The following is a 14,837-nucleotide window of genomic DNA, read 5'->3' as shown; positions in this document are numbered from 1 at the left end:
AAGCTATGGGAATTACAATCGATCTGGACGTTATGATGGCCAGACGCAAAATGAGGCTCAAAGAGCTGTCAAAACTCGTGGGCGTGACGGAGCAGAATCTTTCAATACTGAAAAACGGAAAAGCAAAGGCAGTAAGGTTTAGTACGTTAGAAAAAATCTGTGAGGTTCTGGAATGTCAGCCAGGGGATATACTGATCTACACTGCTGACGAAATCGCGGAATCTGAATAGACGCGAAATTTGAACAGAAAAGAGGGCTCAAGTGAGCCCTCTTTTCTTAAGATGGGTATCCACCTTACTTAGGGCAATCAGACACTTTTGCTGTCCAGCGACGCCATCACGTGCTCTTTATCTTCGAGGTAGCTGTCCAGACCTTTCTGGCGAAGGTCACAGGCAGGGCAATCGCCACAGCCTTTACCAATCACGCCGTTGTAGCAGGTCAGGGTGTGGTCGCGTACAAACTCCAGCTTGCCGTATTTATCCGCCAGCGCCCAGGTCTCTGCTTTGTTGAGCCACATCAGCGGCGTCTGGATTTCAAGCTCGCGATCCATCCCCAATACCAATGACTTGTTCATCGCCTGTACAAAATCATTACGGCAATCGGGATAGCCAGAAAAGTCGGTTTCACACACACCGGTGATAACAGTTTGCGCACCAAGTTGGTAAGCGTAAATCCCTGCCAGCGTCAGGAACAGGATGTTGCGACCCGGCACAAAAGAGTTAGGTAGGCCGTTTTCCTGAAGCTCATGGGAAACCGGAATGTTGTCACGGGTCAGCGAACTGATCGCCAGTTCATTCAGTAGACCAACGTCCATCACTTTGTGCGAAGTCGCACCCAGCGCGTTCGCAACGTCCCGTGCTACGTCGATTTCCTGTTTGTGGCGCTGGTTATAGTCGAAGGTAATACAATGCACTTCGTCAAACTCAGACAGCGCCTGAATCAGACAGGTGGTTGAATCCTGTCCGCCACTAAAGACGACAACAGCTTTTTTCATGGCTACATCCTTTACCGGAAAGATGGTTTATAGGAGCAGGAGTTTAGCCTAACTGATTGCCCAGCTCTATGGCTGCGTGATAATTGCCTGTCTGTTCATACGTTGAGGAAGCAGTGAAAGTAGGTCTCATCTTTCACATAACCCAACGACTCGCAGAACTTTTGTGCGCCAAGGTTATCTGGGGGCTGCTTTGATTTTGATGCGTCCCTTTCGAGTGAGATCGTTTATCGGTGAAAAATGAAAGCGCACTGAAGTGCGCTCAGTTCTGAAGAAGTAGCTTAAAAACCACATTCAAATAGCTTTCGCCGTCACACAAACATCTCTCCATTCACATAGCCATTTTCAGCATCTGTCCAAATGGTTATGGTTGATCCGTTGAATGTCTGCTCGAAGACATATGCTGATAGTTCAGCCACTTGAGATTCTGAGAGGCCAGCGATCCTCGCCATTTCTGGAGAGATCGCTGTATCAACAGTGCCTTCTTCCAGATAAGACCAGCCTGTGCCAACAAGATTGAAGGTATCTTCATCTTCGCCAAGATAGGCGATAAAGGCGTCCCAATCTTCGACTGTTTCGGTATCAGAGTGGGCCTGAATGGCATAGGCGTTGATGGTCACATTCTGCTCCCCCCAATCTGCAGTGAGTGCCTCAACACCGGTAATCACATTACCTTTTGCAGCAGAGCCTTCCTGTTTGTAGGCTTCTCCGGTGAAGTCGATTTCTTCAGCATACGAAACCTCAAGTACATCAAAGCCGTTGCTGGCGCGGTAGACGATGTCATTCACCCAACCGCTTGAGGTGTATTTGGCTTTTCCAACGAAATCGCTGGCATCGAAAATCATGGTATCGGTCAAGTTACTCCCAATATACGTATCAGCACCAAATCCACCATCCAGATAGTTGTTGTCGCCTAAACGCGCGTCCAAGCGGTCGTTACCGAAACCACCAATTAGGCGATCACTGCCCAAAAAGCCGATAAGCAGGTCGTCACCGTCACCACCTTCAAGATAGTCATCACCTTTACCACCTTTCAGGACATCCTTACCTTCTCCGCCATAGAGCTCATCATTTCCTGAGCCAGCAATTAAAGTGTCATTACCTTGTTCGCCCTGAAGTTTATCGTTACCACCAAAGCCGAACAGTTTGTCATCGCCGCCTTGACCATTGATGTTATTGTCATCAGCCTTGCTGGAAGAAGCGTAAACGACATTATTGCCGGAACCCGCCTCAAGGTGTTCAAATCCCTCTGCGCCCATAAAGAACGTTCTGTCGTCGGATCCAATGTACAGCAGGGTATCTTCGCCGCTCCCCCCAAGATATTGGGTGTCTTCTGCGTCAGCGACTATCAAATCGTTGCCATCTCCTCCGTCTAGGCTGTCTGCTCCTTTGCCGCCAATCAACAGGTCGTTTCCACCTTCGCCTGCAACCACGTCGTCACCGTCGGAAGCATCAATCACATCTCGAAGTTCACTTCCTGAAATATCATCTGCCAGAAGAGAGGGTGTATAATCATTGAAAGAACGCACTACGTCGTCGACGTTGAGAAGTTGCCCACCAAGCAATATTTCTTCAATACTCGTGGCGCGGTTGCCAAAGTAATCTTTAATGGTGACACTGCCACCGTAGTTAGAGCCTGCCAGACCTTTGATGATCAGGTCGTTACTGGTCGTTGAATCTAGGCTGGAACGTTGGTCTTGCTGCCCTGAAGACCCGCCACGTGAGATGGAAACATCGGCGGCAGAAAGGTTAGACATATCCAGACGATCGACGTCGTATTCGCTACCGACGTCAGTTATTTCGTCATCACCTGTGTCTTTGCCCATTCCCGAGTAGGTATCAGAGCCGCCTTTACCTTCCATTTTGATCCCACCATTGGCAGAAGGTGCAGAGGAGAGAGATTCATCGGCCTCAGTACCCTCCAAACGTCCTGTAAGTTCTGTACCGACCAATGCGTTATCATGGAGCCTTATGCCGCTATCACCGTTTTTAAAGTCTTTTATGGCGAAAATGGCTCCAAAGACCTCCTGTTCAACAAAAACCAGATCATTACCAATTTTTACCGCTGCCAGCGGCAGACCGCCGAATATATAGCTATTGACTGCCTGATAAAAATAGATGCCAGTGTCGAATTCTACTTTGGTAAGGCTGATACCGCTTAACTCAATGCTGTCACTAAGCCCTGATAACCAGCCATCACCGCCATCAAAAGAAAACTTCACTTGGCCGGATTGGTCAGAATCATTGATGTAATCGATAGAGTTAAGGACATTGGAGTTTTTGTAGTATTGCTCTGAAAGTGGGTTATAGCGGATAGCTGTAGTATTGGCGCTGTCGAAATTATGCTCGACTGAAATGTAATAGGTATCATACCCATCGCCGCCTTGAAGGTAATCGTTTACTCCATCATTGACGTCTTTTCTGCTACCTTCACGACCGCCAATTAACGTGTCTCTTCCGTCGCCTCCGTCAAGGACATCGACACCCTCATTTCCGGTAATAAAGTCATTGCCATCCAGTCCAGTCAACTGATTATCAAGTTCGTTTCCTGTGATGAAGTCCTGTTTGTCGGTACCTATTGCGTGTTCAAATTCATGGATTATGAAATGACTTCCGGATGACTTTCCTAGTGAGATGGTTTCCTCTTCCAGATTAATAAATGTTTGGATTAGAGAGTTAGCTTCTGGGTCAACAAAGGCCACAGTATCTTGACCTGCCCCTCCCCAAAATTCATGTTCTGTGGAAGTGTGCCCAAGGGCGGTGAAAGGCCGGAGTTGCACGACATCGTCGCCCTGTCCCATGAAAGCAATAATGGGAGCAATGTGATAGCCCGATGGCGTGTTGAGCAGATCATTGGCTGAGTCAAATGTCATTTTGACCGAAAAACTACCATTGCTTGATGCGGGTATACCATCAAAGGCAATGATGTCTGCGCCCGTTATCTCGTCTTGCTCCGTACCTCTGTTGACAATAACTTTGTCGATTCTCTTCATGTCAACAAGGAACTGTTTTCCGTTCCCGTTTGTATAGACCACGCTATTTGTTTCAACGCCTATGGCTCCCATGTTGATTAGATTGTTGCCTCCTTGAATGTTGACGGTATCACTATCCAATCCTGTATCAATGATGTTAGTTCCAGAAATAACGTTGATAATGTCTGGGCCCAACTCTGTCTTAATTACGTCGTCGTGAAGTGAACTTGTAATAGTGTCACCGCTCGAGCTTCCTACAACCTCTACGCCCCCGCTAAAGTTTGAAAAATCAGACTCTACTGGCTCGAAGCGGTGGATGCCTAGATCCTCCACTATCCGAAGTACCTCCACCAGTGCGGCTTCCGCAACTTGATCAAAAGCAAATTTAGCTCCAATGGCGACTGCTGCGGCGCCTGCAACAGCCGCTGCACTTGAACCGAATGCAAGTATCACTGCAGCACCTGCTGCAATAGCAACTTTGTCCGAAGGGAGAAGGCTAGCAAGCTCACTTGCAATGTCTTGTTTGACTCGGTCAACCTCATCTTGGTTGGTGATGTTTCCCTCTTCATCGATATAGTCAAAGAGTTCCTCAACACTCCTCTTAAACAGATCAAATTTATCTGCCAGTTCTGGATAGCCCGCTTTTTCAAGCCTGTATTTTGCGTCAGAGTAAAGATCTAAATAATCTTGGGCGGTTCGAACAATTGCTTTTTTTATAGGCATGCTTTTAGTCCCTTTGAATAGATACACAAGTTATCTAATCCAAGGAGCTGAGAGATTTTTGTCACTAAAATAAGAAGCGGGATTTGCTACCAAACATTTGGTTGTAAACAATAAAAAAGCGCACCGAAGTGCGCTTTAACGAGCGGAAAAAAGCGATTTCTGTCACCCGAACTTTTTCAGGTATTCCAGCGTCGGCGCAATATCGCCTATGTTTTCCTTTACCCATTCTTCATTGAAGTAGGTATCTAAGTAACGTTCGCCGCTGTCGCAAAGCAGGGTGACAATAGAACCCGTTTCGCCGCGTGATTGCATCTCTTCTGCCAGCATCAGAGCACCAAAAAGGTTGGTTCCGGTAGAAGCGCCCGCTTTGCGGCCAAGAATATTCTCCAGCCAGCGGACCGTGCCGACGCTGTCTACATCTTTGATGGTTTCCATACGGTCAATGACACCCGGGATAAAGCTTGGCTCAACGCGAGGGCGGCCGATGCCCTCGATTTTTCCACCGCGATCCAAAGTGAGTGACTGATCACCGGTTTTGTAGAATTCATGGAAAACCGAGTTTTCTGGGTCAACCGCCATCAACTGAGTATGTTGACAACGGTAGCGGATGAAACGGCCGATGGTGGCTGAAGTGCCGCCGGTACCAGGACTCATCACAATCCAGTTTGGCACAGGGTAGCGCTCATACTTCATCTGGCTGAAAATACTTTTGGCGATGTTGTTGTTGCTGCGCCAGTCAGTCGCACGTTCGGCGTAGGTGAACTGGTCCATATAGTGGCCGTCCAACTCCTGCGCGAGGCGGCGGGATTCTTCGTATATTTCGTCGGAGCGATCCACAAAGTGGGCCTCGCCACCATAGAATTGGATTTGTTCAATTTTCTTTTTCGCCGTGGTGCGGGGCACAACAGCGATAAAACGAAGGCCAAGCAAGCGGGCGAAGTAAGCCTCAGAAATTGCCGTACTGCCCGAAGATGATTCAATGATGGTGGTGTCTTCTTTGATCCAGCCATTACAAAGTGCGTAAAGGAAAAGGGAACGCGCAAGACGGTGTTTCAGGCTGCCAGTTGGATGGGTACTTTCATCTTTCAGATAGATATCGATCTCTGGGAAGTACGGTAGATCCAGCTTGATCAGGTGGGTATCCGCTGAGCGCTGGAAATCCGCTTCGATTTTACGAATTGCGTCGCAAACCCAGTTTGAGGAATTAGCAGGGGCGTTTACTTCAGTCATCATTGGCGTACTTCATAATAATCAAGGTTATACCAACAATATAATCCCTCTTATGAAGTAAAGTTTTGCCATTTTTCGTCTAAATGTCGCTCACCGTAGAAAATCATTCTATTATTGTCGCCATTGAGGAAAAGTTTTCTCCCGCTTATCGTGAGAGAGAATTTTTCGCCTGCAATCGCGAAAATGGTAAAACAGTCATGACAATTTCACTGGATAATGTAGATCGCCAACTGTTAGATTGGTTACAACGCGATGCATCATTGTCGCTGTCAGATCTGGCCGAACGGGTAAACCTGACTACCACGCCTTGTTGGAAACGTCTCAAACGTCTAGAAGAAAGTGGCATCTTGCAAAAGCGTGTCGCCCTTTTAGACCCCGAAGCGTTGGGGCTCTCGTTCACTGCCTTTGTCCAAATTAAAACCTCAAACCACTCTGAAACCTGGTACCGCAAGTTTGTGGATGTCGTTACCCCTTTTGCTGAAGTGATGGAGTGCTATCGCATGGCGGGTGAATACGACTACATGTTAAAGGTACAGGTCGCAGACATGGCGGCGTTTGACCGCTTCTATAAAAAGCTGGTGAACAGTATTGATGGCCTGACCAACGTCACGTCGACGTTTGCGATGGAGCCTTTGAAATACACTACAGCATTACCGCTCTAAAAAGACTCAGCGAATAAAAGTTTGAGCAATAAAAGTCAGGCAAGTCAGAGACCTGATAAGTAAGTTGGCTCGCGCAGGGAGGATGAATGCGCATATTTTTAGAACTTGGATGGTTTTTCCGAATGGCGTGGAAACGTTATATCGGTGCCATTGTACTCCTATTTTTCGTCGCCGGTTTTGAACTGATCCCGCCTAAAGCCATTGGTTGGCTGGTGGACGGTGTGATGGCAGGTGAGATCAGCAAAAACCAAATGCTATTGGCGCTAGGGGCAATCATTGCGCTTTGGGTCGTCGTTTACTTCATGCGTGTGGTCTGGCGCGTATGGTTGTTTGGCGCTGCGGCGCAGCTCGGGACTGTGCTTCGTGACAAGCTCTATCAGCATTTTACCCGCCACGCACCGAGGTTCTTTGAGCGCTACCGTACTGGCGATTTGATGGCGCGTTCCACCAATGATGTGAAGGCAGTGGTGATGACGGCCGGAGAAGGCGTGCTGACGCTTGCCGACTCAATGATCATGGGGATTGCGGTATTGATCGTGATGACCACCACCATCAGTTGGGAGCTGACCCTGTTGGCACTGGCACCCATGCCAGTGATGGCGATTATGGTGAATCGCTTCGGTAAACAGCTCCATCATAGGTTCAGCGCCTCACAGGCTGCCTTTTCATCGCTGTCTGAAGAAACCCAATCTTCCCTAAACGGTATTCGGATGATCCGCGCGTTCGGGTTGGAGTCCCAGCAGGTTGACCGCTTTAATGCGGTGGCGGATGACACAGGCGAGAAGAACATGGCCGTGGCAAAAGTCGATGCAATGTTTGACCCGGTGATCTTCCTGACTATTGGCACCTCGTTTTTCTGCTCGATTGCGGGCGGTGGCTACATGGTGGCAAATGGCACTTTAACTTTGGGCGAGCTGACTGCCTTTACCCTATATCAAGGCTTGATGATCTGGCCGATGCTGGCAGTTGCCTGGTTGTTTAACATCATCGAGCGTGGCTCAGCAGCGTGGAAACGTATTAAAGAGTTGTTGGAAGAAAAGCCGGATTTGGTCGACGGCGACAAAGCCTTACCTACTGAGCGTGAAACCTTGTCTATCGCGATTGATCAGTTCACTTGGCGCGGACATGAGATTCCTGCGCTTCGCGATGTGAATGTCGAATTAGCGCCCGGAAAAATGCTGGGTGTTGCTGGGCCAGTGGGTTGCGGTAAGACCACTATTCTGTCTTTGATGCTTCGCTTGGAAGACCCTATTCAGGGGCGCGTGAGTTACGGTGGCACAGACCTTCGTGATTTCAAACTGGGCGAGTGGCGCGGCAAGCTGGCGGTTGTTACGCAGGCGCCGTTTTTGTTCTCTCGAAGCATTGCGGACAACATTGCGCTGGGTAAGCCGGACGCAACACGCGAAGAAATCCGTGAAGCGGCAAAGCTTGCCTGTATTGATGAAGATATCATGCAATTCCCGGAAGGCTACGAAACGCTTGTAGGAGAAAAGGGTATTACGCTTTCCGGTGGTCAAAAACAGCGGATTTCTATTGCCCGTGCTTTGTTGCTGGATGCGGAAATTCTGGTTTTGGACGATGCCTTATCAGCGGTGGATGGCCGCACGGAGCACCACATTCTCAAAAATCTTCACGACCGCGCACAGCACCAGACGACCGTCGTGATTGCACACCGTTTGTCGGCACTGGAATCGGCCGATGAGATCATCGTGTTGCAAAAGGGGCATATTGAAGAGCGTGGCAAGCACAAAGCCTTGGTGAATGCCAATGGCTGGTATTCAGAGATGCAGCGCTATCAGCAACTGGAACAGGCATTGGAGGAGGCGCTGTGAGTAAACGTGAAACCTTAAAACGCCTGCTGAGTTACCTGCTTAATGACAAAGCCGGTTTTGCGGTGGCGGCTATATTCCTGCTGTTTGCCGTGGTGGCCGATGTCAGCGGCCCGTGGTTGATTCGAATTTTCCTCGATGATTATGTTGCCCAGGATTGTTACCCACCGAACGTCCTTTGGGGGCTGGCCTTAGCCTATATTGCGGTTACGGTACTCTCAGGTCTGTTGCACTACGCCTATGGGATCCGGTTTAGCCGTATCGCGATTGAAATTGTCCAAACTATTCGCAAACGCGTGTATGCCAGCATCATCAACCAGCCCTTGTCGGCGTTTGACTATGTGCCAGCAGGTAAATTGGTATCGCGCGTCACCAACGATACCGAATCGCTGAAAGAGCTATACGTACAAGTGGTTGCGAGTTTCCTACAAGCGACGGCGCTGATCATCGCCATGCTGACGGCTATGTACTTGTTGAGCCCGACACTCACGGTTGTGGTGGCGATTCTTATACCATCCGTGGTTTTAGTGATGTATTACTACCAGCGCCGCTCGTCACCTGCTTACCGTGACTCGCGTGATTTACTAACTGACATTAACAGTGTGATGAGCGAGTCAATTCAGGGCATGAGCCTGATTCAGTTGATGGGGCAGGAGCATCGTTTTTCAGAGCGTTTTGCCGATTTGACGGAGAAACACTTCAACACCGAAGTACGTATCGTGAAAATCAATGGTATCTACCTTCGCCCGCTGATTGATTTGATGTCTGGTGTTGCCCTGGTGGCGCTGGCTGCGCTGTTTGGCTGGTATGGCAATGAAGTGATTGGTGTCGGTGTGCTTTATGCCTTTATCAGCTACCTTGGCCGTGTCACTGAGCCGTTGATTGAATTGATGCAGCGTTTGTCTTTGTTACAACAAGCGATCATGGCGGGCGAGCGTCTGTTCGAGCTGATGGATGCCAAGCAGCATGTTTATGGCGACGATGACCGCGCTATAGAATCCGGCACTATTGATATCAAAGGACTGAACTTCAGCTACGACAGTAAAACCCAGGTACTGACCGATGTGAATGTCTCAGTCAAAGAAGGCGGCTTCCTGGCGCTGGTTGGTCATACCGGCAGTGGCAAAAGTACGCTCGCCTCCCTGCTGATGGGCTTTTATCCGGTGCAAAGTGGCACGTTGAAACTGGGAGGACGAGAACTCTCGACCCTGACCCAAAACGCGCTCCGTTCTGGTATTGCCATGGTTCAGCAAGATCCTCACGTGCTCTCTGATACCTTCCGCGCCAACGTGAGCCTTGGCCGTGATATTTCAGATGAAGCGATTTGGCAGGCGCTGGAGCAGGTCGATATGGCGGACTACGTGAAGCACTTGCCATCGGGGTTAGATACGGCCATTGGCACTGGTGACATTACACTTTCTGCGGGTCAGAAGCAGCTTCTGGCGTTGGCGCGTGTGCTGGTGGATAAGCCGCGCATCCTGATTCTGGATGAAGCGACCGCCAACATCGACTCCGGCACCGAAGAGCGTGTACAGCAAGCACTGGCAGCACTGCGAAATACCATGACGATTGTGGTGATTGCGCACCGTCTTTCCACCATTGCAGATGCCGACAACATTCTGGTGCTGCATCGTGGTCATGTGGAAGAGCAGGGTAACCATCAGCAGCTTTTGGCGAACAAAGGTCGTTACTGGCAGATGTACGAGCTACAACAAACCCGAGCACATCTGGAAGAGCTGGAGCAAATTGCCTCTGGTGAGACAGAAACGCAGGAAGGAGTCGCCTAAGCTAAAGGCTGTTCAACACTGGGCGGGGAGAGTATGGAAACCATCATCGATATCTGGACATCTAATCCGACAGAAAAAGGGACTGCCTATGTGGTGCCTGACGGCTGCCGTGATGTGATTGTGACAGAAACCGAGGGTATGCAGCAGGTGCATGTCTCCCCGCTGTTTGATGCCACTATTGCCGTTGATATAGGGCCAAACGCAAAAATGACTGGTTATCGCTTAGCACCGGGAACATGGGTGGACGAAAGCCAATTGATCGCCGCTATTGGAAAAGACACCCATGATCTTTTCGATAAGATTGCTGCCTGTTCACGTCGCTGTAGCAATGTCGATGAAGCGCTTTTCAGCCTAGGCGAGCGGTTGGGCTCTGTGGCTGATATTGCGCGCTCGCTTGGTGTCAGTGAGAGAACTTTGCAAAGGTACCTCCTCAAACTGAGCGGTAAGTCGCCTTTGTTCTGGGTTCAATTGGCAAGGGCAAGACAAAGTGCCCGTGCCATTGCCGAAGGTGCCCCCTTGATTGATACTGCCTTTGAATTTGGCTACGCCGATCAGGCGCACTTCAGCCGCGAAATTAAACGCTGGTTTGGCGTGACACCAAGTGAATTACAACTCAGAAAAGATCTTACCGAACAGCTTTACGTTCCTGGTTATTGAGAGCCAAGGCTAGCCCGCCACAGCGTTACAAATCTCTACCAGATACCCATTCAAATCGCGTACGTAAGCGGTGGTTTGTCCCCAGAGCATTTCTTCAACTTCTTGCACCAACTCCGCCCCTGCTTTCAGCGCATTGGCAAGGTTTCCCGCAACATCATCAGTCTCAAAGGCGATTTCAAAGTTGGGTGAATGCGGGTTTCCAGAACTTGGGTGCTTGCCGAGCGAAGTCATCAGCGCTAGTGACGAAAAAGAGAGTTTGGTGTCGCCGGTGTTCAGCTCGCCATAATCGCCGCTTTCATGCAGAAAGGCGCGTTCCAGTCCAAAGGCTTGTTCGTAGAACGCCAATGTTTGTTCAACGTTTTCCACGTACATAATCGTGTATCGAAATTTCATTATTCCCTCTCCTTGTTGATGTTTTGTCCATTCTGGCTCTTGGTGGGAAAGGAGTCTTGAAGATTTCCGACAGCCTAAAAGGGAAGATATGCCTCGTAACTTCCTGTGTGATTAATATCCCGAAATTTCAACGTATTGAGAGGTTGGTCGACAGTCATCATTTGGTCATTCCCGTGGAACATAAACGTCACCCGACAGAAACCGAACTGTCATTTTTTCAACCTACCTTAGCCCCCGCTTTTTCTTTATTGGGCAAGAAAGCCCCTCAAATACAATAAGGTAGTAAGAAATGAAATACGCGACGTTAACCTCGGCACTGCTTGTTGCACTGGCTTCAACTTCATCTTTTGCAGCGACCGTTTATGACAACGATGGCACTACCCTGAAAGTCGGCGGCCGTGCTGAAGCACGCTTCAATGTGTCGGACAACAACGAGAGCGCAGAAGACAGCTCATTCAAAGACAAATCCCGTGCGCGCGTTAACCTAAAAGGCAAAACAGAAATCTCTGACGGCTTCTACGGTTTTGGTAAATACGAAGCAGAGTTCAGCGATAGCGACAGCTTGAAGAACCGTTATTTCTTTGCTGGTTTCGGTACGTCTGCCGGTGAGTTTTCTTACGGTAAGCAAGACTCCGCGCAAGTTCAGCTGACAGACATTACTGACGTAATGGCAACCTTTGGTGGTGATGCGGCAGACCTGGTTTCAGGCAACAAAGACAAGCGTGATAACAACTTCCTTTACGCGGGTGAATTTGATTCTCTGTCTATCCAAGCTAACTACATCGCGGCAGATGAAAAAGACGCTGACAGCTACGGAATCTCAGCGCTGTACAGTTTTGGTGTAGTAAGCCTCGGTGCTGGCTACGTCTCTCAGGATGCAGGCACTGACAGCGATGACCAAATCAACCTGGCCGCTGAATACTCACAAAACGGTTTCACGCTGGGTGCACTTTACACGATCGGTTCAAAGAGCAACGAGGACTACACCGGCTACGAGCTGGCAGCGCAATATAAAGCAACCAAGAAACTGAAACTGGTCGCTGTTTATAACTTCGCTGAGTTCGATAAGGCTGACACTGAAGAAGCCAACAACTTTGCGGCGGAAGCAGTTTACAAATTCAACGGTAACTTCCGTGCATACGCGGGTTACAAGTTCGAAAGCCTGGATGGTAAAGACGACCAACTGCAAGCGGGTATGCGCTACGACTTCTAAGTTAGTCGCGGCCCTTAAGAAGAAGCCAGCCTCCGAGCTGGCTTTTTAGTGCCCGTTTTCTGAAACGCGACAACAGCAATGATTCCGCTTTGCCTATCTTTGGGGCATAAGACATCGCATGAGAGACTGAAGAATGTTCCGACGACTCGCAACGTTATTACTTCTATTCACTGTCAATTTGTACGCAGAAACAGATAGTGATCCTAACGGTATTCCGCCCATGGCATTACAGCCAGACCCCTACAATCAACCAGTATTGGAACCGGGAAGCCAAGCGGAATATGGGGGAGATGACTCAAGGAGTAATGAGGAGAAACTGCTGCAACTCGAAAGCAATAGCGATGCAATTTCACCGCAGATAGCAGAAGAAAACCAAGAGTTAGAATCTCTACCAAAATAGTGCTCCCCGAAAACACAGGGAGCAAATTGGCAACTAGCGCTGACTTTTGCGCATTAAACCTTCCTGAACCGCGGATGCAACCAGCTCGCCTTTCTGATTGTAGATCTCACCGCGGACCAAGCCACGTGAATCACTGGCTGAAGGGCTATTTATCGCGAACAGTAGCCATTCATCCATACGGAATTCACGGTGGAACCACATCGCATGGTCAATGGTCGCCATTTTGATCCCTGGAGACATCAAGGTCACGCCGTGCGGCTGCAATGCAGTCACAAGAAAGCCCCAGTCAGATGCATACGCCAACAGGTATTGGTGGACACGGGGGTCATCAATCATCTTGCCATTGGCTCGGATCCAGATGTACTGCTTGGCTTCGAGTTTTTCCGGCGCGAGCGGATTCACCACCACGACAGGGCGAACCTCAATCGGACGTTCCCTTCCAAAGGTTTCAGTCACCTTCTTTGGAAGGTGCTCGGCAATGGACTCCACTAACTCTTGCTCCGACATCAACCCTTCTGGTCCCGGCACTTGCGGCATAGCAAACTGATGATCAAATCCGGGCTCATTCATGTGGTAAGAGGCGGTAAGGTAGAAAATCGGTTTACCATACTGCACGGCTTTCACGCGGCGGGTACTGAAGCTTTGCCCGTCGCGAAGGTTTTCCACGTCATAGACAATGGGCTTTTCAGGGTCGCCGGGGCGAAGGAAGTAACTATGGAAGGAGTGAACAAAGCGGTCACCCGCTACCGTGGCTTTGGCAGCAGAAAGTGCTTGTCCTATTACTTGACCACCATAAACCTGTGGCAGTCCAAGGTTCTCGCTCTGCCCACGATAGAGGCCTTCCTCTATTTTTTCGAGCTTAAGCAAAGCCAGTAGTTCTTCCAATTTCGTACTCATAAATCCCCTTTAAGCCGGTCTTATTGCTCATTGTTTTGACAGAAAAATGACAGATTGCACTTATGATGTCGTTTATTTCGAACTTATTCAGCATGTATGCTCTCTAACGTTGCGAGGCGGCTCATTACGCTGCCCTGCGTGACAACCATCGGATGTTAAAAGGTGTGATCTCAAATCCACATTTTCCCAGTGGTTGAATATGCAACGGTGATACACTTGTTGTTGTTTTTATCAGTATTTTAGATGCTTGCGTTACTGGGAGTTTTACCATGAAGAAGGCCTTTTTTGGATTTTTTGCTGCGTTAACGGCATTGGCGTTTACCGCATGTACAGACATCATAAAGGACCAAGACATGGCAACAGTGACAGGTGAAGTTTACTACTTACAGCGTATTGCGTTGCCTGAAAACGCAAAATTGACGGTGACATTGGCGGATGTGTCCTTGGCAGACGCGCCGATGGATGTGATTAGCAGCCAGTCTTACATGACTGAAGGCCGTCAGGTCCCATTACCATTTTCGCTGACTTACTCACCTTCAGAGATTAAACCGGGCCACACCTACAACGTGAGCGCGCGCATTGAAGTCGACGGCCAACTGATGTTTATCAGTGATACAGCCACCCACGTGATTAACGACCCCGCGAAAACCCAGAATGTAGAAGTGCAGGTAGTAAGCGCTGTACGTTAATTGCCACTAGGCAGGCTCTCCATCCCATTTAAAACGGCGCAATGACACTGCGCCGTTTTCTTTGACTTCCACCCCGTCATCCAGCAGCTTCTCACGCTGTCTGACGAAGCTCTCGCCCTTCAGCGAAATCATTCCACTTGAGTTGATCACCCGAAACCAAGGTAGCTTGGAATCATTCGGCAGCGAGCCAAGAAGCTTGCCGACATGGCGCGCGTGACGGGGAAACCCTGCTAATTTTGCGACATCACCGTAAGTTGTTACTTTTCCAGAGGGTATTTGGATAAGTACTGCATAGATTTGGTCATCAAAATTGGGCATATTGAAACAAACGGAGAAATTATAATTAGAAACATCATACCTCACCTGACTACAAATACATCAAACAAGGAATGAG

General features: G+C 49.1%; 14 protein-coding genes. 8 read left to right on the top strand and 6 right to left on the bottom strand.

The features are described 5' to 3' along the window. The first annotated feature begins 5 nt into the window (after positions 1–5). Positions 6–230, top strand: a complete 225-nt coding sequence (locus VP504_RS06515) for a helix-turn-helix domain-containing protein (protein ID WP_062711059.1) — start codon at positions 6–8, stop codon at positions 228–230. Between the two features lie 77 nt (positions 231–307). On the opposite strand, the gene queC is transcribed toward VP504_RS06515, so the two are convergent. From queC to VP504_RS06500, 3 genes are all read right to left on the bottom strand, one after another. Continuing rightward, positions 308–994, bottom strand: coding sequence for a 7-cyano-7-deazaguanine synthase QueC (gene queC / locus VP504_RS06510; RefSeq protein WP_325893496.1), 687 nt, complete (start codon positions 992–994; stop codon positions 308–310). 308 nt (positions 995–1,302) lie between these two features. Beyond that, the gene (locus VP504_RS06505; protein ID WP_325893495.1) at positions 1,303–4,686 is read right to left on the bottom strand and encodes a calcium-binding protein; all 3,384 of its coding nucleotides are present in this window, start codon (positions 4,684–4,686) and stop codon (positions 1,303–1,305) included. Positions 4,687–4,848: 162 nt separating this feature from the next. Continuing rightward, positions 4,849–5,919 (bottom strand): PLP-dependent cysteine synthase family protein, encoded by a 1,071-nt coding sequence (locus VP504_RS06500; protein ID WP_325893493.1) that lies wholly within the window; start codon positions 5,917–5,919, stop codon positions 4,849–4,851. Between the two features lie 194 nt (positions 5,920–6,113). Between VP504_RS06500 and VP504_RS06495 the strand changes: the two genes are divergently transcribed. From VP504_RS06495 to VP504_RS06480, 4 genes are all read left to right on the top strand, one after another. Next, positions 6,114–6,578 (top strand): Lrp/AsnC family transcriptional regulator, encoded by a 465-nt coding sequence (locus VP504_RS06495; protein ID WP_039850363.1) that lies wholly within the window; start codon positions 6,114–6,116, stop codon positions 6,576–6,578. Positions 6,579–6,664: 86 nt separating this feature from the next. Then, positions 6,665–8,410, top strand: a complete 1,746-nt coding sequence (locus tag VP504_RS06490; RefSeq protein WP_325893492.1) for a SmdA family multidrug ABC transporter permease/ATP-binding protein — start codon at positions 6,665–6,667, stop codon at positions 8,408–8,410. Then, positions 8,407–10,194, top strand: a complete 1,788-nt coding sequence (locus VP504_RS06485; RefSeq protein ID WP_325893491.1) for an ABC transporter transmembrane domain-containing protein — start codon at positions 8,407–8,409, stop codon at positions 10,192–10,194. The genes VP504_RS06490 and VP504_RS06485 overlap by 4 nt, the downstream gene beginning before the upstream one ends. A 33-nt stretch (positions 10,195–10,227) precedes the next feature. Next, positions 10,228–10,851 (top strand): helix-turn-helix domain-containing protein, encoded by a 624-nt coding sequence (locus VP504_RS06480; protein WP_325893489.1) that lies wholly within the window; start codon positions 10,228–10,230, stop codon positions 10,849–10,851. 9 nt (positions 10,852–10,860) lie between these two features. Here the strand turns inward: VP504_RS06480 and VP504_RS06475 are convergent, their stop codons facing one another. Further along, positions 10,861–11,244: a VOC family protein gene (locus tag VP504_RS06475; protein WP_325893488.1), complete on the bottom strand. Its 384-nt coding sequence runs from the start codon at positions 11,242–11,244 to the stop codon at positions 10,861–10,863. 289 nt (positions 11,245–11,533) lie between these two features. On the opposite strand from VP504_RS06475, the gene VP504_RS06470 reads away from it, so the two are divergent. Beyond that, positions 11,534–12,457, top strand: a complete 924-nt coding sequence (locus VP504_RS06470) for a porin (protein WP_325893486.1) — start codon at positions 11,534–11,536, stop codon at positions 12,455–12,457. Between the two features lie 220 nt (positions 12,458–12,677). After that, positions 12,678–12,857, top strand: a complete 180-nt coding sequence (locus VP504_RS06465) for a hypothetical protein (protein WP_157515620.1) — start codon at positions 12,678–12,680, stop codon at positions 12,855–12,857. A 33-nt stretch (positions 12,858–12,890) separates the two neighbouring features. On the opposite strand, the gene tesB is transcribed toward VP504_RS06465, so the two are convergent. Further along, a complete protein-coding gene (gene tesB / locus VP504_RS06460) occupies positions 12,891–13,754 on the bottom strand; it encodes an acyl-CoA thioesterase II (RefSeq protein WP_325893484.1) in 864 nt (287 codons plus the stop codon). Between the two features lie 269 nt (positions 13,755–14,023). On the opposite strand from tesB, the gene VP504_RS06455 reads away from it, so the two are divergent. Further along, positions 14,024–14,443, top strand: a complete 420-nt coding sequence (locus VP504_RS06455; protein ID WP_325893482.1) for a YbaY family lipoprotein — start codon at positions 14,024–14,026, stop codon at positions 14,441–14,443. 6 nt (positions 14,444–14,449) lie between these two features. On the opposite strand, the gene VP504_RS06450 is transcribed toward VP504_RS06455, so the two are convergent. After that, on the bottom strand, positions 14,450–14,761 hold the full coding sequence (locus tag VP504_RS06450; protein WP_325893480.1) for an MGMT family protein: 312 nt from the start codon (positions 14,759–14,761) through the stop codon (positions 14,450–14,452). Between the last annotated feature and the right edge of the window lie 76 nt (positions 14,762–14,837).

The sequence above is a fragment of the Grimontia sp. NTOU-MAR1 genome, assembly GCF_035758505.1.
GTDB lineage: Bacteria > Pseudomonadota > Gammaproteobacteria > Enterobacterales > Vibrionaceae > Enterovibrio > Enterovibrio marinus.
Note: the sequence above shows the minus strand (reverse complement) of the source record. Positions and strands in the feature narration are given on the sequence as shown.